The sequence below is a fragment of the Kitasatospora cinereorecta genome, from assembly GCF_024172095.1.
Lineage (GTDB): Bacteria > Actinomycetota > Actinomycetes > Streptomycetales > Streptomycetaceae > Kitasatospora > Kitasatospora cinereorecta.
The window spans coordinates 1,427,256-1,445,331 of sequence record NZ_JAMZDX010000003.1 but is presented as its reverse complement, the minus strand read 5'-3'; the positions used below and the strand labels follow the sequence as shown (position 1 = coordinate 1,445,331).

Annotated in this window: 15 protein-coding genes; 2 read left to right on the top strand and 13 right to left on the bottom strand. The window is 72.9% G+C overall.

The window, feature by feature from the left end:
- Window positions 1-111: 111 nt before the first annotated feature.
- The 13 genes from FHR36_RS19930 to rsmH form a co-directional block, all read right to left on the bottom strand.
- The gene (locus FHR36_RS19930; RefSeq protein ID WP_253799177.1) at window positions 112-900 is read right to left on the bottom strand and encodes a YggS family pyridoxal phosphate-dependent enzyme; all 789 of its coding nucleotides are present in this window, start codon (window positions 898-900) and stop codon (window positions 112-114) included.
- Entirely contained in the window at window positions 897-1,613 is a 717-nt protein-coding gene (pgeF, locus tag FHR36_RS19925) for a peptidoglycan editing factor PgeF (protein WP_253799175.1), read from the bottom strand. Before pgeF ends, FHR36_RS19930 begins: the two co-directional genes overlap by 4 nt.
- An 11-nt stretch (window positions 1,614-1,624) precedes the next feature.
- Window positions 1,625-2,827, bottom strand: a complete 1,203-nt coding sequence (gene ftsZ / locus FHR36_RS19920; RefSeq protein WP_253799173.1) for a cell division protein FtsZ — start codon at window positions 2,825-2,827, stop codon at window positions 1,625-1,627.
- A 252-nt stretch (window positions 2,828-3,079) separates the two neighbouring features.
- Window positions 3,080-3,856, bottom strand: coding sequence for a cell division protein FtsQ/DivIB (locus tag FHR36_RS19915; protein ID WP_253799171.1), 777 nt, complete (start codon window positions 3,854-3,856; stop codon window positions 3,080-3,082).
- A complete protein-coding gene (gene murG / locus FHR36_RS19910; RefSeq protein WP_253799169.1) occupies window positions 3,849-4,955 on the bottom strand; it encodes an undecaprenyldiphospho-muramoylpentapeptide beta-N-acetylglucosaminyltransferase in 1,107 nt (368 codons plus the stop codon). Before murG ends, FHR36_RS19915 begins: the two co-directional genes overlap by 8 nt.
- A gap of 6 nt (window positions 4,956-4,961) precedes the next feature.
- A complete protein-coding gene (gene ftsW / locus FHR36_RS19905) occupies window positions 4,962-6,245 on the bottom strand; it encodes a putative lipid II flippase FtsW (RefSeq protein ID WP_253799464.1) in 1,284 nt (427 codons plus the stop codon).
- Window positions 6,246-6,444: 199 nt separating this feature from the next.
- Window positions 6,445-7,878: a UDP-N-acetylmuramoyl-L-alanine--D-glutamate ligase gene (gene murD / locus FHR36_RS19900; protein ID WP_253799167.1), complete on the bottom strand. Its 1,434-nt coding sequence runs from the start codon at window positions 7,876-7,878 to the stop codon at window positions 6,445-6,447.
- Window positions 7,875-8,936, bottom strand: coding sequence for a phospho-N-acetylmuramoyl-pentapeptide-transferase (mraY, locus tag FHR36_RS19895; protein ID WP_253799164.1), 1,062 nt, complete (start codon window positions 8,934-8,936; stop codon window positions 7,875-7,877). The genes murD and mraY overlap by 4 nt, the downstream gene beginning before the upstream one ends.
- Window positions 8,933-10,336 (bottom strand): UDP-N-acetylmuramoyl-tripeptide--D-alanyl-D-alanine ligase, encoded by a 1,404-nt coding sequence (locus FHR36_RS19890; RefSeq protein ID WP_253799162.1) that lies wholly within the window; start codon window positions 10,334-10,336, stop codon window positions 8,933-8,935. The genes mraY and FHR36_RS19890 overlap by 4 nt, the downstream gene beginning before the upstream one ends.
- Window positions 10,333-12,153, bottom strand: coding sequence for a UDP-N-acetylmuramoyl-L-alanyl-D-glutamate--2,6-diaminopimelate ligase (locus tag FHR36_RS19885; protein ID WP_253799159.1), 1,821 nt, complete (start codon window positions 12,151-12,153; stop codon window positions 10,333-10,335). Before FHR36_RS19885 ends, FHR36_RS19890 begins: the two co-directional genes overlap by 4 nt.
- Before the next feature lies 1 nt (window position 12,154).
- On the bottom strand, window positions 12,155-14,290 hold the full coding sequence (locus tag FHR36_RS19880) for a peptidoglycan D,D-transpeptidase FtsI family protein (protein ID WP_253799156.1): 2,136 nt from the start codon (window positions 14,288-14,290) through the stop codon (window positions 12,155-12,157).
- Window positions 14,287-14,739: a cell division protein FtsL gene (locus FHR36_RS19875; RefSeq protein ID WP_253799154.1), complete on the bottom strand. Its 453-nt coding sequence runs from the start codon at window positions 14,737-14,739 to the stop codon at window positions 14,287-14,289. Before FHR36_RS19875 ends, FHR36_RS19880 begins: the two co-directional genes overlap by 4 nt.
- A 165-nt stretch (window positions 14,740-14,904) precedes the next feature.
- Window positions 14,905-15,879, bottom strand: a complete 975-nt coding sequence (gene rsmH / locus FHR36_RS19870; protein ID WP_253799152.1) for a 16S rRNA (cytosine(1402)-N(4))-methyltransferase RsmH — start codon at window positions 15,877-15,879, stop codon at window positions 14,905-14,907.
- Between the two features lie 462 nt (window positions 15,880-16,341).
- On the opposite strand from rsmH, the gene FHR36_RS19865 reads away from it, so the two are divergent.
- Both FHR36_RS19865 and FHR36_RS19860 read left to right on the top strand, forming a co-directional pair.
- On the top strand, window positions 16,342-16,881 hold the full coding sequence (locus tag FHR36_RS19865) for a beta-class carbonic anhydrase (protein WP_253799151.1): 540 nt from the start codon (window positions 16,342-16,344) through the stop codon (window positions 16,879-16,881).
- A 186-nt stretch (window positions 16,882-17,067) separates the two neighbouring features.
- Window positions 17,068-18,075 carry an AAA family ATPase gene (locus tag FHR36_RS19860; RefSeq protein ID WP_253799150.1) on the top strand — a complete coding sequence of 336 codons (1,008 nt, stop codon included), beginning with the start codon at window positions 17,068-17,070 and terminating at the stop codon, window positions 18,073-18,075.
- Window position 18,076: the final 1 nt, after the last annotated feature.

Sequence of the window (18,076 nt, the reverse complement as noted above, 5' to 3'; positions counted from 1 at the left end):
GTCAGGTCGGGGAGGTCGGTGCGGAGATGCGATCCACGGTTCCCAGCGAGCCGATGAGCTGCTAGGTTCTGTCCTATTTTGTCTTGCAGTGTGATCTACTACCTGGTGACGTTACCGGAGCGGTGACCGCACTCCGAGCACCGCCGTACCGACGCGTACATGTGTCGCTCCCGCGGCGATCGCCTGCTCCAGGTCGCCGCTCATGCCCGCCGAAACCATCGTGGCAGTCGGATGGGCCCCGCGCAGGGTGCTTGCGATTTCCGCGAAGCGGTCGAAGGCGGCCGCCGGATCCCCGGCCAGCGGGCCGGCCAGCGGAGCGACCGTCATCACACCGTCCAGGCGCAGCCCGGGCGTGTCGGCGATCAGGTCGGCCAGTGCGGCGACCTCCCCGGGCGCCACTCCGGCGCGGTGCGAGCCCTCGCCGGGCTCCTTGTCGAGGGCGACCTGCACCAGGCAGCCGAGCGGGGCGCGTTCGGCCCGCTCCACCGCGGCGGCCAGCGACTCCACCAGCCGGGCCCGGTCCACCGAGTGGACCCGGTCCGCGTAGCGGATCACCGACCGCACCTTGTTGGTCTGGAGTTGACCGACGAAGTGCCAGGTCAAGGGCAGGTCAACGCAGGTCTCCGCCTTGGGGGCGGCGTCCTGGTCGCGGTTCTCCGCGACGTCGGTGACGCCGAGTCCGGCCAGCAGGGCGGTGTCCTCGGCCGGGTAGGTCTTGGTGACCACGACCAGGGTCACCTCGTCCCGGGCGCGGCCGGCGGCGGCGCAGGCGTCGGCGATCCGCCGCTGCACCACCTCCAGGTTGGTGCCGAGCTCCTCGTACCGGGCCCGCTGGCCCTCCGTCAGTGCGGCGAGCCAGTCCCGGCTGCCCGGGAACGGACCGTAGATGTCGTTCGTCATGAGTGATCGGGGCCCAACCAGACGTAGCTCGCGAGCCGCCCGGTCCGCTGCTCGCGGCGGTAGGAGAAGTGGTCGGCGGATTCGAGGGTGCAGACGGGGGAGCGCAGCACGGTGGTCACGCCCGCCTCGGCGAGCTGCGCGGCCACGCCCGCGGCCACGTCCAGCGCCGGGGTGCCCCAGGAGGTCTCGCTCCAGGCGGCGGGCACCGCGGCGGCGACCTCGGCGCGCAGGGCGGCGGGCACCTCGTAGCAGCGGCCGCAGACGGCGGGGCCGGTGGCGGCGGTGATCCGCTCGGGGGCCGCGCCGAGTTCCCGCATGGCCGCGACCACGGCCGGGACCACTCCGGCGGCCAGGCCGGGCCGGCCCGCGTGGGCGGCGCCGGCGATCCCGGCGACCGGGTCGGCCAGCAGCACCGGGGTGCAGTCGGCGGTCAGCACGGCCAGGGCCAGCGGGCGGTCGGTGACCACGGCGTCCACGGTCGGGGCCTCGCCGTCGCGCTGCCGCTCCGTCACCACGGCCACCTCCGCGCCGTGCACCTGGTTCATCCAGACCACGTCGGCGGGGTCGAGCCCGAGCTCCCGGGCGGCGAGGAAACGGTTCTTCCGGACGGCTCCGGGGTCGTCGCCCACCGCGCCACCGAGGTTGAGCTCCCCGTACGGCACGGTGCTCACCCCGCCCCACCGATCGGTGAAGGCGAAGTGAGCACCGTGCACGTCGTGACGGATCACTTGAGGAAATCGGGGACGTCGAGCTCCTCGGCGGGGCTCTCCACGAACGGCTGACGCACCGGCTGGACCTGCGGCGGCACCGGCGAGGCGGTGGTGACCGGGGCCGGGGACTCCGACGTGCGGGCCGACTCCTCCGGACGGGAGGTCACCGAGCCGATCGCACCGTAGGAGGGGCGGCCGGCCGGACGCTCCGGGGTGGTCGCCGGGGCGGTGTTGGCCTTGACCACCGGCTCGCGGACGATCGCCGGCGGCTGGCCGCCGTCGAAGCCCGCGGCGATGACGGTGACCCGCACCTCGTCGCCGAGCGCGTCGTCGATGACGGCACCGAAGATGATGTTCGCCTCGGGGTGGGCCGCCTCGCTGACCAGCTGGGCCGCCTCGTTGATCTCGAAGAGGCCGAGGTCGGAACCGCCGGAGATGGAGAGCAGCACGCCGCGGGCGCCGTCGATGGAGGCCTCCAGCAGCGGCGAGGAGATCGCCATCACGGCGGCCGCCTTGGCACGGTCCTCGCCGCGGGCGGAGCCGATGCCCATCAGGGCGGAACCGGCGTCCGACATGACCGACTTGACGTCGGCGAAGTCCAGGTTGATCAGGCCCGGGGTGGTGATCAGGTCGGTGATGCCCTGGACACCGGAGAGCAGCACCTGGTCGGCGGAGCGGAACGCGTCCAGCACCGACACCTGGCGGTCCGAGATGGACAGCAGGCGGTCGTTGGGGATGACGATCAGGGTGTCGACCTGCTCGCGCAGCGAGGCGATGCCGTCCTCGGCCTGGTTGGCGCGGCGGCGGCCCTCGAAGGTGAACGGGCGGGTGACCACGCCGATGGTCAGGGCGCCGAGCGAGCGGGCGATGTTGGCCACCACCGGCGCGCCGCCGGTGCCGGTGCCGCCGCCCTCGCCGGCGGTGACGAAGACCATGTCGGCCCCCTTGAGGACCTCCTCGATCTCCTCGCGGTGGTCCTCGGCGGCCTTGCGGCCGACCTCCGGGTTGGCTCCGGCACCGAGGCCGCGGGTGAGCTCGCGGCCCACGTCCAGCTTCACGTCGGCGTCGCTCATCAGCAGCGCCTGCGCATCGGTGTTGATCGCGATGAACTCGACGCCCTTGAGCCCGACCTCGATCATCCGGTTGATGGCGTTGACACCACCGCCGCCGATGCCGACGACCTTGATGACCGCGAGGTAGTTCTGGGGTGCTGCCACGTCGAAGGCCTCTCGCCTCGGATTTCCGGAAAACCCGAACCCTAAACTTGACCTTTAGGGTTGGGGCTGTACCTCTGTCACATCACTGTGGGACACAGCCTGGTGACACAGGACAGTAGGTCGCAATCGGCGCGCGTTCAATGAACAACGCCGCGCTTCCCTTTTTTCTTTTGAGCCTATGTGATCATCGCCCCCGCACTGACACCGGGGTGACGAGCACATCGGGGTGACGACCACACAGAACTTACCGGATCATCCCGACACAGCCGGTGCATCCGGCGCACTCACGTCATAATTCGCGGCCTTCCGGCCGAGCAACGCGGTCAGCACCCGCGCCTTGCGATCGGTCCGCTCGGCACTCCCCCAGCGAATGGTCGCGCCGTTCGCCAGTTGCAGCCGGATGTCGTCGTAACTCAGCACCTTGAGCGAACCCGCCTGCTTGGCGACGTCCGGCGGCAGACCCGCCGCCACCGTCACCGCGGACCGCACCAACAGGGCGCGGTCGAACACCGGCAGCGCGTCGTTCGCAGGCTGACCGAGCTGAAGCTCCACCACCGGCACGCCGTCCGGCGGCTTTTCCTCGGTGGCGAATTCGACACCGCCCGCGTCGACCTGGACGAACTTCCCGTCGTCGGTGTGGATCGCGGCGACCGGCCTGCGCTCGGTCACCTTCACCCGCAGCGTGTGCGGCCAGCCGCGCCACACCTCGACCTTGGCCACCCGCGGCACGGCGGACACCCGGTGCTCCGCCTCGGCCAGGTCGACCCGGGCCAGCGGACCGTGCTTCAGCGGGCCGAGCGCGCCGGCCACCTCGTCCTGGCTGAGCCGCCCGCTGTCCAGGCCCTGGACGGCGACCCCGCGCACCTCCAGCGCCGAGGAGAAGAACACCAGCCAGCCGAGCGTGCCCACCACCAGCGCGACGAAGCCGGTCACCACCGCCATGCCGCGCCGGGACAGGCGGAGCCGGGGAGGGCGCTGCTCCTCCCCGTACTCCTCCAGCGGGTCCCGGTCCCCGGGGCGGTCAGCCACGCCGGCGGCCGCCGCGGGCTGCCTCGATGGCCTGGTAGACCATCCGCACCAGCAGGTCGTCGGCGTCCCGGCGGCCGAACTCGGCGGCGGCCCGGCTCATGTCCCACAGCCGGCCCGGGTCGGTCAGCACCGGCAGCACGTTGCGCAGCACCCAGTCCGGGGTCAGCTCGGCGTCGTCCACCAGCAGGCCGCCGCCCGCCTTCACCATCGGCTGGGCGTTCAGCCGCTGCTCACCGTTGCCGATCGGCAGCGGCACGAAGGCGGCCGGCAGGCCGACCGCGGCCAGCTCGGCGACGGTCATCGCGCCGGCCCGGCAGAGCATCATGTCGGCCGCCGCGTAGGCCAGGTCCATCCGGTCCAGGTACGGCAGCACGCGGTACGGCGGCATCCCGGGGATGTCGTCGATCTGCGGCAGCTCGTTCTTCGGGCCGACCGCGTGCAGGATCTGCACCCCGTACTGCTGCAGCCGGGGCGCGATGGCCTGGACCGTCTCGTTCAGCCGGCGGGCGCCCTGCGAGCCGCCGGAGACCAGCAGGGTGGGCAGCCGCTGGTCGAGGCCGAAGTAGTGCCGGGCCTCCGGGCGGACCGCGTTGCGGTCCAGGGTGGCGATGGTGCGGCGCAGCGGGATGCCGATGTACTGCGAGTCGCGCAGCTTGGAGTCGGGCGTGGAGACCGCGACGAAGTCGGTGTACCGGGCGCCGATCTTGTTGGCCAGGCCGGGCCGGGCGTTGGCCTCGTGGACCACGATCGGCACCCCGGCGCGCTTGGCGGCCAGGTAGGCGGGCATCGCGACGTAGCCGCCGAAGCCGACCACCGCGTCGGCGTTGACCCGCTCGATGATGTCCTGGGCGGCCCGCACGGTGCCGCGCAGCCGGCCCGGGACGGTGATCAGCTCGGGGGTGGGCTTGCGCGGCAGCGGGACGGCCGGGATCAGTGCCAGCTCGTAGCCGCGCTCCGGCACCAGCCGGGTCTCCAGGCCGCGTTCGGTGCCCAGGGCGGTGATCCCGATGGTCGGGTCGTGCCTGCGGAGCGCGTCCGCGAGGGCCATGGCCGGCTCGATGTGACCGGCGGTACCGCCGCCGGCGAGTACGACATGCACCGAAATTCACCGCTCCCTGCGCTTGGGCCCGCCGGCCCTGCGCACTGTGGTTTTACGTCGTGGCAGCACCCGGGCCAGGACGGGCCTGAGCCGGGCGTTGGCCCCTCTCCGCAGTCGACGGGGCCGGGCAGCCAGGGCTGCCTTGGCCGCCGGGGTGCTGCGGGCGAAGCACAGCAGTACCCCGATGGCGCACATGGCCGACAGCATGGCGGACCCGCCGTAGGAGAACAGCGGCAGGGGCACTCCCGCGATGGGGAGGAGCCCGAGCGCCGATCCCAGGTTGACCACGGCCTGAGCCATGATCCACGTGGTGGCGGCGCCCGCCGCGTACCTGACGAAGGGATCCTTCGTGCCGAGGGCCACTCGGATACCCGCGTAGCCTAGTGCCGCGAAGAGGGCGAGCACCGACAGCGTCCCCACCAGACCGAGCTCCTCGCCGGTGGCGGCGAAGATGAAGTCGGTCTGCGCCTCGGGCAGCTGGCCCCACTTCTCCACGCCGGCGCCCAGTCCGGAGCCGAACGGGCCGCCGGCCGCGAAGGCGTAGAGGCCGTGCAGGGCCTGGAAGCAGTTCAGGTTGGGGTCGGGCTTGGTGACCCCGACGCAGCCCAGCCGGTCGAGCCGGTGCGGCACCGTGATGATCAGGGCGGTGCACGCCACCACCGCGATGCCCAGGGTCGCGCCGAACAGCCGCAGCGGCGCGCCGACCATCCACAGCAGCCCGAACAGCATGGCGACCAGCACCATGGTGGTGCCCATGTCGCCGCCGATCATGATCAGCATCATCAGCACCACGGTGCCCGGCACCAGCGGCACCAGCAGGTGCTTCCACTGGTCGAGCATGTGGGTCCGCTGCTTGCGGGCGAGCAGGTCGGCGCCCCACAGCAGCAGCGCCAGCTTGGCGAACTCCGAGGGCTGGATCTGGAAGAAGCCGAGGCTGATCCAGTTCCGGTTGCCGTTGACCTTGGTGCCGATGCCCGGGATGGCGACCAGCACCAGCGCCGCCACCACGCCGAACAGCAGCGGGTAGACGATCGTCCGGTGCAGGCGGACCGGCATCTTGGCCAGCACCACCGCCAGCGCGGCGCCGAGCATGGCGGCGACCAGCTGCTTGCGGAAGAAGAACGTGATCGGCAGGCCGTACTCGACCACGACGTTCTGCGACGCGGAGAACACCATCACCAGGCCCAGCACCACCAGCAGCAGGGTGGAGCCCAGGATCAGGTAGTACGGCGTCAGGGGCCGCCCCAGCAGGTCGGCGAACCGCTCCCGGAACGCCCGCGCCCGCGCCACCGGCCCGGCCGACTTGAAGGTGGTGGTGGTCGCGGAGATCAGCTGCAGCTCCTCGGGCCGCGCGGCCGTACCCGCCTTACCCTCTCCCGCCACCCTGCTCCCCCTCGTTGCGTGAACCCGAGGGGCGCGGGCAGCCACGCGAGGCGGCCGCGGTGTGCGCCCTTCCGCCGCGCGCGGCTGCCCGCGCCCCCGGGATGCCCTAGTTCACAAGTCGTCGTACGGCCTCGGCGAACATGTCCCCGCGCTCGCCGTAGTTGGTGAACATGTCCATCGAGGCGCAGGCCGGCGCCAGCAGGACGGTGTCACCGGGTCGGGCGAGCGAGGCGGCCGCGCGGACCACCTCGGCCATCGCCTCGGCGCCAGTCTGGCCCGCGGCGGCCTCGATCACCGGGACATCCGGTGCGTGTCGCACCAGCGCCGCGCGGATCAGATCGCGGTCCTGGCCGATCAGCACCGCGCCCCGCAGCCGGTCGGCGGCGCCCGCCACCAGTTCGTCGAAGGTCGCGCCCTTGGCGAGCCCGCCGGCGATCCACACCACCGGCTCGTAGGCGGCCAGCGAGGCGGCGGCGGCGTGGGTGTTGGTGGCCTTGGAGTCGTCCACCCAGGCGACGTCGCCGACCACGGCGACCTCGGCGATCCGGTGGGCGTCCGGCCGGAAGGCGCGCAGCCCGTCGCGCACCGCCTTGGCGTCCACCCCGTACGCGCGGGCCAGCGCGGCGGCGGCCAGGGCGTTGGTGACGTTGTGCGGTGCGGGCGGGTTGATGTCGGAGACGGCGCCGATCTCGGCGGCGTTCTTGGCCCGGTCCTCGACGAACGCCCGGTCGACCAGGAGCCCGTCCACCACGCCGAAGTTGGAGACGGCGGGCGCGCCCAGGCCGAAGCCGATCGCCCGGCAGCCCTCCTCGACGTCGGCCTCGCGGACCAGCGCCTCGGTGGCCGGGTCGGCCAGGTTGTACACGCAGGCGACCTGGTTGCCCTGGTAGATCCGGCCCTTGTCGGCGGCGTACGCCTCCATCGAGCCGTGCCAGTCGAGGTGGTCCGGGGCGAGGTTGAGCACCACGGCCGAGTGCGGGCGCAGCGAGGGCGCCCAGTGCAGCTGGTAGCTGGAGAGTTCGACCGCGAGCACGTCGTACGGCTCCTCGGCGAGCACCGCGTCCAGCACCGAGACGCCCACGTTGCCGACGGCGGCGGTGCGCCGGCCGGCGGCGGTGAGGATCGAGGCGAGCATCTGGACGGTGGTGGTCTTGCCGTTGGTGCCGGTGACGGCCAGCCAGGGGGCGGGCTCGCCGGTCTCCGGGTGCGGGCGGCGCAGGCGCCAGGCGAGTTCGACGTCGCCCCAGACCGGTACGCCGGCCTGCTCGGCGGCGGTGAACAGCGGGCTGTCCGGGGCCCAGCCCGGGGAGGTGACGATCAGCCGGGTGGACTCCGGCAGGGTCGCGCCGTCGCCGAGGCGGACGGCCACGCCGAGCGCCTCCAGCTCGGCGGCCCTGGCCCGCAGGCCGGCGCCGTCGCCGCCGTCCACCACGGTGACGCTGGCGCCGAGGCCGTGCAGCACGCGAGCGGCGCTGATTCCCGACAGGCCGAGGCCGGCCACCACGACCGGCAGGCCGCTCCAGTCGGGGTTCTGGGTCATCCGGTCACCCATCCCGCGTAGAAGAGTCCGAGTCCGACGGCGACGCACAGACCCTGGATGATCCAGAAGCGGACCACGATCAGGACTTCGCTCCAGCCCTTGAGCTCGAAGTGGTGCTGGAGGGGCGCCATCTTGAAAACGCGCTTGCCGGTCATCCGGAACGAGCCGACCTGGATGATCACCGAAAGGGTGATGATCACGAACAGGCCGCCGAGCAGGGCCAGCAGGAGTTCGGTGCGGGAGCAGATGGCGAGGCCGGCCAGGGCGCCGCCGAGGGCGAGCGAGCCGGTGTCACCCATGAAGATCTTGGCGGGCGAGGTGTTCCACCACAGGAAGCCGAAGCAGGAGCCCATCAGGGCGGCGGCCACCACGGCCAGGTCCAGCGGGTCGCGGACGTCGTAGCAGCTGGAGGTGGCCTTCAGCGCGTAGGCGCAGGACTGGCCGTACTCCCACACGCCGATGAAGGTGTAGGCGCCGAAGACCATCACCGAGGCGCCGGTGGCGAGGCCGTCCAGACCGTCCGTCAGGTTCACGCCGTTCGACATCGCGGCGATCATGAAGTACGCGAAGAGGACGAACAGCACCGGGCCGACCGCCCACTGGAAGTCGCGCACGAACGACAGGCTGGTGGACGCCGGCGTGAGCCCGCGGCTGTCCTCGAACTGCAGGGCCAGCACGGCGAACGCGAGCGCCACGAAGGACTGGCCGAGCAGCTTGGCCTTGGCCCGCAGGCCCAGCGAGCGGCGCTTGACCACCTTGATGTAGTCGTCCAGGAAGCCGACCAGGCCCAGGCCCGCGGTCAGGAACAGCACCAGCAGACCGGAGATCGTGGGCGACTCGCCCACTATCGCCTTGGTCGTGAAGTAGGCGATCAGGGTCGCCAGGATGAAGGCGATGCCGCCCATGGTGGGCGTGCCCTTCTTGCTGTGGTGCGCCTTGGGGCCGTCGTCGCGGATGTACTGGCCGTAGCCGTGCCGGGCGAGCACCTTGATCAGGGCCGGCGTGCCCAGCAGCGAGAGCACCAGGCCGATCATGCCGGCGAAAAGGATCTGCTTCACTCGGCAGCACCGTCCGCGAGCAGGGCCTCGGCGACCCTTTCGAGACCGACCGAACGGGAGGCCTTCACCAGGACCACGTCCCCCGGCCGCACCTGACTGCGCAGCAGCTCGATCGCCGCGTCCGCGTCGGACACCAGCACCGACTCCTCACCCCACGAACCTTCGTTCCTCGCACCCAGTTCCATCCGGGCCGCCTCGCGTCCGCCGACCGCCACCAGCTTGGTGACGTCGAGCCGGACGGCGAGCCGCCCGATGGCGTCGTGCTCGTCGAGGCTGTCCTCGCCGAGCTCCCGCATCTCTCCGAGCACCGCCCAGGTGCGGCGGCGCTCCGGGCCGCGGCCGGCCATCGTGGCGAGGGCCCGCAGCGCGGCCCGCATCGAGTCCGGGTTCGCGTTGTAGGCGTCGTTCACGACGGTGACACCGTCGGCCCGTTCGACGACCTCCATGCGCCAGCGGGACAGCGCACCCGCCTCGCCGAGGGCTTCGGCGACGTCGTCGACGGGCATCCCGAGCTCCACCGCCACCGCGGCGGCGGCGAGGGCGTTCGAGACGTGGTGCTCACCGTACAGGCGCAGCTGTACGGGCGCGGAACCGGCTGGGGTGGTGAGCGTGAACGATGGCCGTCCGGTGTCGTCCAGGCGAACTCCGGTGGCCCGTACGTGTGCGTCCGGGCTCTCGCCGAACAGCACCACCCGGGCCCGGGTCCGCGAGGCCATCGCGCGCACCAGCGGGTCGTCGGCGTTGAGCACCGCGATCCCGCTCTCCGGCAGCGCCTCGACCAGCTCGCCCTTGGCCACCGCGATGGCCTCCTTGGAGCCGAACTCGCCGACGTGCGCGGTGCCGATGTTGAGCACCAGGCCGACGGTGGGCGGGGTGATGCCGGTCAGGTACTCGATGTCGCCCTTGTGCCGGGCGCCCATCTCCATCACCAGGTGGCGGGTGCTCGGGGTGACCTTCAGCGCGGTCAGCGGGTGGCCGATCTCGTTGTTGTGCGAGCCGGCCGGGAAGACGGTCTCGCCGCGACGCTGCAGCAGCTGGGCGATCAGGTCCTTGGTGGACGTCTTGCCGGCCGAGCCGGTGAGCGCCACGATCTCGACCTTCTCGGCCTTCTCCACCACGGCGCGGGCGAGCCGGCCGAGGGCGATCACCACGTCGTCCACGATCACGGCGGGCACGCCGACCGGGCGGGTGGCCAGCACCGCCACCGCACCGTCCTCGACAGCCTTGGCGGCGAAGTCGTGGCCGTCCACCCGCTCGCCGAGCACGCAGACGAACAGGCCGCCGGGCTCGATCCGGCGGTTGTCGGTGACGACCGCTCCGGTGATCACGGCGTCCGCCGCGGCCCCGTCCAGGGTGCCGCCGACGGCGGCCGCGGCCTCGCCCAGGGTCAGTGCGATCACTGCTGCTCCACCTCTCCGCTACTCGCCCGCTCGTCTCCGGCCGCTCCTGACCCGGCGCCGACGCTCCTCGCTCCGGCGCTCTCCCCCAGCCTTGACGGCTGGGCGGTGCCCCCATCTCGCTTGTCGCTCGTCACTCTCGACACCGGCGCGCCCTTCGACTCGGGGCGGCTCGTAGGCGCCTGCGCGATGGCCTCGCGCAGCACCTCGCGGTCGTCGAACGGGCGGACCTCGCCCTTCACGTACTGGCCCAGTTCGTGGCCCTTGCCGGCCACCAGGACGGTGTCGCCCGCGTGCGCGCGGCGCACCGCGAGGGCGATCGCCTCGGCCCGGTCGGGCACGGCCAGCACCTCGCCGCGCTCCTCCTCGGGCACCCCGGCGGCGCCGGTCAGCATGGTGGCGAGGATCGCCAGCGGGTCCTCCGAGCGCGGGTTGTCGCTGGTCAGCAGCGCCGTGTCGGCGAGCCGGGCGGCGATCGCACCCATCGGCCCGCGCTTGTACGGGTCCCGGTCGCCGCCGCAGCCGACCACCACGTGCAGCCGGCCCTTGGTGACCTCGCGGAGCGACTCCAGCACGGCGGCCAGCGCGTCGGGCTTGTGGGCGTAGTCGACCACGGCGACGTACGGCTGCCCGGCGTCGACCTTCTCGAGGCGGCCGGGCACGCCCGGCACCGAGGCGACGCCGGCCACCGCGGCCTCCAGCGCGACCCCGGCGGTGACCAGCGCGGTGATCGCGCCGAGCGCGTTGGAGACGTTGAACGGGCCGGGCAGCGGCACGGAGGCGTCGGCCTCGGCGCCGTCCGGGCCGACCACGCGGAAGGTGGAGCCGGCCGGCCCGAGCTGCACGTCCACGGCGCGCCAGTCGGCCTCGGCCCGGCCGCTCGCGGAGAAGGTGGTCATCGGGACGGGCGCCTCGCCGGCCAGCCGGCGGCCGTACGCGTCGTCCAGGTTGGCCACGCCGCGGCGGGCCTTGTCGGGCTGGAAGAGCCGGGCCTTGGCCCGGTAGTAGTCCTCCATGTCCGGGTGGAAGTCGAGATGCTCGGGCGTCAGGTTGTTGAACAGCGCCACGTCGTACAGCACCCCGTCGACCCGGCCGTAGACCAGGGCGTGGCTGGAGACCTCCATGGCCACCGCGTCCGCGCCGCGCTCGCGCATCACCGCGAGGACGGCGTGCAGGTCGGTCGACTCGGGCGTGGTGCGCTCGCTCTTGATCCGCTCGTCGCCGACCCGCATCTCGACCGTGCCGATCACCCCGGGCACCAGGTCGGCGCCGCGCAGGCCGCCCTCGACCAGGTACGAGGTGGTGGTCTTGCCGTTGGTGCCGGTCAGGCCGATCATCAGCAGCCGCTCGCTGGGCGCGCCGTACACGGCGGCGGCCAGCTGGCCCATCACCGCACGCGGGCTCTCCACCACCAGCAGCGGGGCCCCGCAGTCGGCGGCCAGTTCGGCGCCGGCCGCGTCGGTGAGCACCGCGACCGCGCCCGCGGCGACCGCGCCGGGGGCGAACTTCGCGCCGTGCACATTGGCGCCGGGGAAGGCGACGTACACGTCACCAGGGCGCACTGCCCGGGAGTCGTGGGTGATGCCGGTGACCTGCGGGCCCTCGGCGTCGGGCAGCCCCAGCAGGCGGACGACCTCGGCGAACGGCAGCGCCGGGGCCCGCTCGGGGCGGGGCGGGCTCGCGGAGATTTGATCGGGTTTCGGCACGGCCGGAAGGCTATCGGCCGAAGCCCCCCCAGGGCCAAACGGCCCCCTCCGTGACGTGACGCTGCTCACATCGGGTGCCGCCGCGTCCTTGCCGTTCTCGGGGGTCGTGCTCATCTCAGGGCTTCCAGTCGACGGGCAGGTTCGGCGCCTCGCTGCCGCTCGGCGGGACCTGCAGGGTCTTGAGGGCGAACTCCATCACCTGCTTGAACACGGGGCCGCACAGCTGGCCGCCGAAGTGCCCGTTGACCGGGTCCTGGATGACGCAGGAGACCGTCACCCGGGGCTGGTCCGCCGGGGCGAAGCCGATGAAGGAGGCGGTGTACCCGGAGTACTTGCCGGTCTTCGGGTCCACCCGGTTGGCGGTGCCGGTCTTTCCGGCCACCCGGTAGCCCGGGATCTGCGCCTTGTTGCCGGTGCCCTGCTCGTCGGTGACGACGGACTCCAGCATCTCGGTCAGCGTCTTGGCGGTCTGTTCCGTCACCACCCGGGTCTGCGCGCCGGCCGGCGCCGGGGTGTACTTCCCGTCCGGTCCGGTGGTGCCGGCCACCAGCGCGGGGGCGACCCGCACGCCGCCGTTGGCGATGGTGGAGAAGACCGAGGTGGCCTGCAGCGCGTTGACCGACAGGCCCTGGCCGAACGGGATGGTGTACTGCTGCGAGCCCTTCCAGTCCTCCGGCTTGGCCAGGATGCCCCGGGTCTCGCCGGGGAAGCCGAGTCCGGTCGGCTGGCCGATGCCGAACTTCTGCAGGTAGCCGCCCAGCACCTTGTTGGCGTCGGCCTGGGTCGCGCCCAGGTGCTCGGCGGCCTCGATGGTGCCGATGTTGGAGGACTTGGCGAGCACGCCGGCCAGCGTCAGGTACCAGGTCTCGTGGTCGACGTCGTCGTGGAAGACCCGGTCGGAGCGCTGCAGGGTGTTGGGCACGGTCACATGGGTGTCCCAGGTGGCCGATCCGGTGTCCAGCACCGCCGCCATGGTCATCAGCTTGGCCGTGGAGCCCGGCTCGTACGCGTCCTGGAGGGCCGCGTTGCCGAGCTGCTCGGGCTTGGCCGAGGACAGGTCGTTGGGGTCGAAGCCGGGCGAGGTCGCCATGGCCAGGACCTGACCGGTCTTCACGTCCTGGACGATCACGTAGCCCTTCTCCGCACCGGCGTTGGCGACCTGGTCGGTGATCGCCCGCTGGGCCGCCCACTGGATGTCCGGGTCGATGGTCAGCCGCACGTCGGAGCCGGGCACCGGGTCCTGCCGGCTGCCGCCCGCGGTGGGCACCCGCCGGCCGCCGGCCGAGGCGTAGGTGGAGCGGCCGGCCACGCCCGCCAGCTCCTTCTGGTACTGCAGTTCCAGCCCGCCGGTGCCGACCCCGTCGGCGTTGACGAAGCCGACCAGGTTGGCGGCCAGCCCGCCGGCCGGGTAGCTGCGCCGGGTGGACTCGTCCCAGAACACCCCGGCCAGCGGGTTGGTGCAGGAGACGTCCAGGAACTGCCGGCCGCCCTTGTCGGCGGCCACGCCGAGCTGCACCCGCTGGGCGCGGCAGGCCGCGGTGTCGGTCTGCTTGGCCAGCGAGGCCTTGAGGTCGGCGATCCGGCCCTTGGTCTCCGGGCTCTGCCGGGGCGAGAGCAGCGCGTACTGGCTCTTCGGGTTCTTGGGGTTGGGGTGCAGGGCGGCGGCCAGCTTCTCCTTGGGCTGCCCGAGGATCGGCGCGAGCAGGGCGGCCGCCTGCTCGGGCGCGTCCGCCAGGTGCATCGCCTCGGGGGTGAGCATGGTCGGGTCGGCGGTGATGTCGTACGCGTCCACGCTGGTGGCGAGCACGGTGCCGTTGGCGGCCGTTATCGATCCGCGCTCGGCCGGCAGGGTGGCCCGGACGTACTTGTTGGCGCCGGCCGCGGCGGCCAGCGCGTCGGAGTCCAGCAGCTGGAGCTGGACCAGCCGGCCGGCGAACACCGCGAAGACCGCGGCCAGCGAGACCGAGACCAGCCGCAGGCGGCGGCGCGGGTCGGCCAGCTTGATCGACCGCGCCTGCGGGCGGGTCGGCGGCCGCTGCGGACGGCGGGCCGCGGGCCCGGCGGCGCCGGCCCGGCGCGGTTCCGGGGTGCGCGGGCGCGGGGTACGGGGGCGCGGCTGCTCGTTGCGGGACTTCTCGGTACGGGGCCTGTCGGAGCGGGACTGCTCGCCGCGGGACTGCTCGCCGCGCGGCCGGGCGGGCCTGGCGGGCTGCGGCCGGGCGGGCCGGGAGGGTTTGCGGGGCTCGCTCATCGCCCGCCCCCAGCCGACGCGGGGGCCGACGCGGGGGCCGACGCGGCCGGGCTCGCGCCGGCCGGCGGCAGCGGGGCCAGCTCCACCCCGGGGTCGGTGGGCGAGGCGGCCGGCGAGGGCTGACCGCCGGACGGGGACTGCCAGGGCTCGTTGCCGGAGCGCTTGACCGGCGGGCTGTCCTGGGCCTCCTTCGGCGTGCCGAGCACCTTGCCGTCGTCGCCGAGGAAGGCCGGGTCGCCGCCGGGCACCATGCCGAGCTCGCGGGCCCGGCGCTCCAGTGCGTCCGGCGCGGACTGCTGGTCGATCTGGTGCTGCAGGGTCTGCTGCTGGTCGGTCGCCTCGGTGGTCTGCTTCTGCAGCCGGGCGAGCTTGATCGAGCCCTGGTTGAGCGCGGTGTTGAGCATCAGCAGCCCGAGCAGGCCGGCCGAGAGCAGCACCACCACCAGCACCGCGAACGGCGTCCGCCCGCGAACCGAACGCCCCCGCGGCCGTACGGACCCCAACCGGGTGTTCAGTCGGGCCTTTCCCCCCTGCCCGGGGAGAACCCCCCGAGCCCTCTCGCCGGCCACCGGCACCGCAGTCTCCCTCGCCTCTTCCTCCCCCGTAGACCTCACCTAGCCCCGGGTCTCCCTGATCCTCTCCGCCACACGCAGCCGCACGGGCGCGGCGCGCCGGTTCTCCTCGATCTCCGCCTCGGTCGCCAGCTCGGCCCCGCGGGTGTGCAGCTTCAGCCAGGGCTGGAGTTCCTCGGGTACGAACGGCAGCCCGGGCGGGGCGGTGGAGGTGGCGCCGGCCTGAAGGTACTGCTTGACCAGACGGTCCTCCAGGGACTGGTAGGACATCACCACGATCCGCCCGCCCACGGCGAGCCGCGAAAGCGCGCCCGGGACGGCCCGGTCCAGCACCTCCAGCTCGCCGTTGACCTCGATCCGCAGGGCCTGGAAGGTGCGCTTGGCCGGGTTGCCGCCGGTGCGCCGGGTGGCGGCCGGGATGGCGTTGCGTACCAGCTCGACAAGACGCGCGCTGGTGGTGAACGGTTCCTTCTCGCGTTCGCGGACGATCACCGAGGCGATCTTCCCGGCGAACCGCTCCTCGCCGTACACCTTGAGGATCCGCGCCAGGTCGCCGTGGCTGTAGGTGTTGAGCACCTCGGCCGCGCTCAGGCCGCGGGTCTGGTCCATCCGCATGTCCAGCGGCGCGTCCTGGGCGTACGCGAAGCCGCGTTCGGCCTCGTCCAGCTGCATGGAGGAGACGCCGAGGTCGAACAGCACGCCCTGGACCCGCGCGATGCCCAGGTCGTCCAGCACCTGGGGGATCTCGTCGTAGACGGCGTGCACCAGGGTGGCGCGCTCGCCGAAGCGGGCCAGCCGCTCGCCGGAGAGCTTCAGGGCGGCCGGGTCGCGGTCCACCGCGACCAGCCGGACCTCGGGGAACTGGGTGAGCAGGGCCTCGCTGTGACCGCCGAGGCCGAGGGTCGCGTCCACCACGACCGCGCCGGGGGCGGAGATCGCCGGGGCCAGCGCGTCCATACAGCGCTGCAGCATCACCGGGACGTGCTTCGGGGCAGGGGCCGGACTTGCGGTACTCATCGGGTCGTGGCCCTTCCTCGGTGCGGTTGGCGAGGACCCATTGTCCTCCACCGCGCCGGGCGGTCCGTACGCCACCCGTGGTCCCCGCCCGCTCGCCTGGGGAAGGAGTGACCGCCCGGCACCGGGGAAGGTGCGCCAGGTGGCCACGGAGCGGGTGGAGGCCGCGGGGTGCGTGCGGACCGCGCCCCACTGCGCCGCCAGCCTATCGCCCGGTTCCGGCCAGTCAACGCTCCGCGACGGGGCACCACCCGGGCGGAGGTACGGGTTTGCGCAGGTCGGGCCGGTGACGGGGGCCCGGGGGCGGCGGTGTGCGGCCGACCGTCCGCGCCGGGCAGACCGGGGCAAACCCGCACCATCCGGCCGGATGCCCCCGCGGGGCCCCGCTATGCCGTCGGTCACAGCGGCCGATCAAGGTTCCGGGGCCCGTGCCGCGGCGGCGGAAATCCTATTACCGTCGTCCCCATGACAGTGACCCCTGACCGGCCCACGCCGACTGCCGCTGCCACCACCCCGCCGTCCATCACCGACCGCTTCGTCGAGGCGAACCGGACCTACGCCAAGACCTTCCGGGACGGCGGCATGGACGCCCGCCCCGTCCAGAAGGTCACCGTCGTGGCCTGCATGGACGCCCGCCTCGACCTCTTCGCCGCGCTCGGCCTGGACCTCGGCGACGCACACATCATCCGCAACGCCGGCGGCGTCGTCACCGACGACACCATCCGCTCGCTCACCATCAGCCAGCGCGCCCTCGGCACCCGCTCGGTGGTGCTCATCCACCACACCGGCTGCGGCCTGCTCGGCCTCACCGAGGACTTCCGCCGCGAGCTCGAACTCGAGGTCGGCCAGCGCCCGCAGTGGGCCGTCGAGTCCTTCGTCGACCTGGACGGCGACGTCCGCCAGTCGATGCAGCGCGTGCGCACCTCCCCCTTCCTCCCGCACACCGACGACGTCCGCGGCTTCGTCTTCGACGTCCACACCGGCCTCCTCCGCGAGATCGCCTGAGCGACTTAGCCTGGAAGCTGGAAGACGGGATCCCGGGGCGCCGGTGGGCGCCGCGAGGCGGGTGGTCCCCGGATACCCGGGATACCGTCAAAGTGGGGCGTGTCGCCCAGCCGAGTGACTTCCGGCCCTCCGACAAGGAAGAATGCGCCTGATTGTTCGGGGAACAGGCACTTGGGAGCGGACAGGGTGACGAGCTACAACGGACAGGGCGCGGCAGCGGGGGCCTCGCAGCGGGAGCCGGTCGGTCTCACGGAGCTGGCGGCGATCGTGGACCGGGTCCGGGCATCGGTCGAGAGCGTCATCGAGGGCAAGCCCGAGGCGGTCCGGATCGCGCTGACCGTACTGCTGGCCGAGGGCCATCTGCTGCTGGAGGACGTGCCGGGCGTCGGCAAGACCATGCTGGCCAAGGCGCTGGCCCGGTCCGTCGACTGCACCGTCCGCCGGATCCAGTTCACCCCGGACCTGCTGCCGTCCGACGTGACCGGCACCAACGTCTTCGACCAGCACCGGCGCGACTTCGAGTTCCGCCCGGGCGCGATCTTCGCGCAGATCGTGGTCGGCGACGAGATCAACCGGGCGTCGCCGAAGACCCAGTCGGCGCTGCTGGAGTCGATGGAGGAGCGCCAGGTCACCATCGACGGCACCAGCTACGAGCTGCCGTCGCCGTTCATGGTGGTCGCCACCCAGAACCCGGTGGAGATGGAGGGCACGTACGCCCTGCCGGAGGCGCAGCGGGACCGTTTCATGGCCCGGGTGTCGATCGGCTACCCCAGCGCCGAGGCCGAGTTCGCCATGCTCGACCTGCACTCCGCGGCCAACCCGCTGGACGACCTGCAGCCGGTGGCGCACGCGCACGACCTGCTGAAGCTGATCGATCTGGTGAAGACGGTGTTCGTGTCGGACCCGGTGCGCCGCTACGCGGTGCAGCTGGTGGCCTCCACCCGTACCTCGCCGGAGCTGCGCCTGGGCGCCTCGCCGCGCGCCACCCTGCACCTGGTCCGTGCGGCCCGCGCGCACGCCGCGCTGGACGGCCGCGACTACGTGCTGCCGGACGACATCCAGTCGCTGGCCGTCCCGGTGCTGGCCCACCGCCTGCTGCCCACCTCGGAGACCCAGCTGAGCCGCCGCACCGCCGAGCAGGTGGTGCTCGACCTGGTGGCCCGGCTGCCGATCCCGCGTCCGCAGGGTCGCTGAG

Coding starts and splice junctions, on each gene's coding strand:
- rsmH (WP_253799152.1), bottom strand. CDS start 15,879: ATGAGTACCGCAAGTCCGGCCCCTGCCCCGAAGCACGTCCCGGTGATG.
- murD (WP_253799167.1), bottom strand. CDS start 7,878: ATGACCCAGAACCCCGACTGGAGCGGCCTGCCGGTCGTGGTGGCCGGC.
- FHR36_RS19865 (WP_253799151.1), top strand. CDS start 16,342: ATGACAGTGACCCCTGACCGGCCCACGCCGACTGCCGCTGCCACCACC.
- FHR36_RS19885 (WP_253799159.1), bottom strand. CDS start 12,153: ATGAGCACGACCCCCGAGAACGGCAAGGACGCGGCGGCACCCGATGTG.
- FHR36_RS19930 (WP_253799177.1), bottom strand. CDS start 900: ATGACGAACGACATCTACGGTCCGTTCCCGGGCAGCCGGGACTGGCTC.
- FHR36_RS19880 (WP_253799156.1), bottom strand. CDS start 14,290: ATGAGCGAGCCCCGCAAACCCTCCCGGCCCGCCCGGCCGCAGCCCGCC.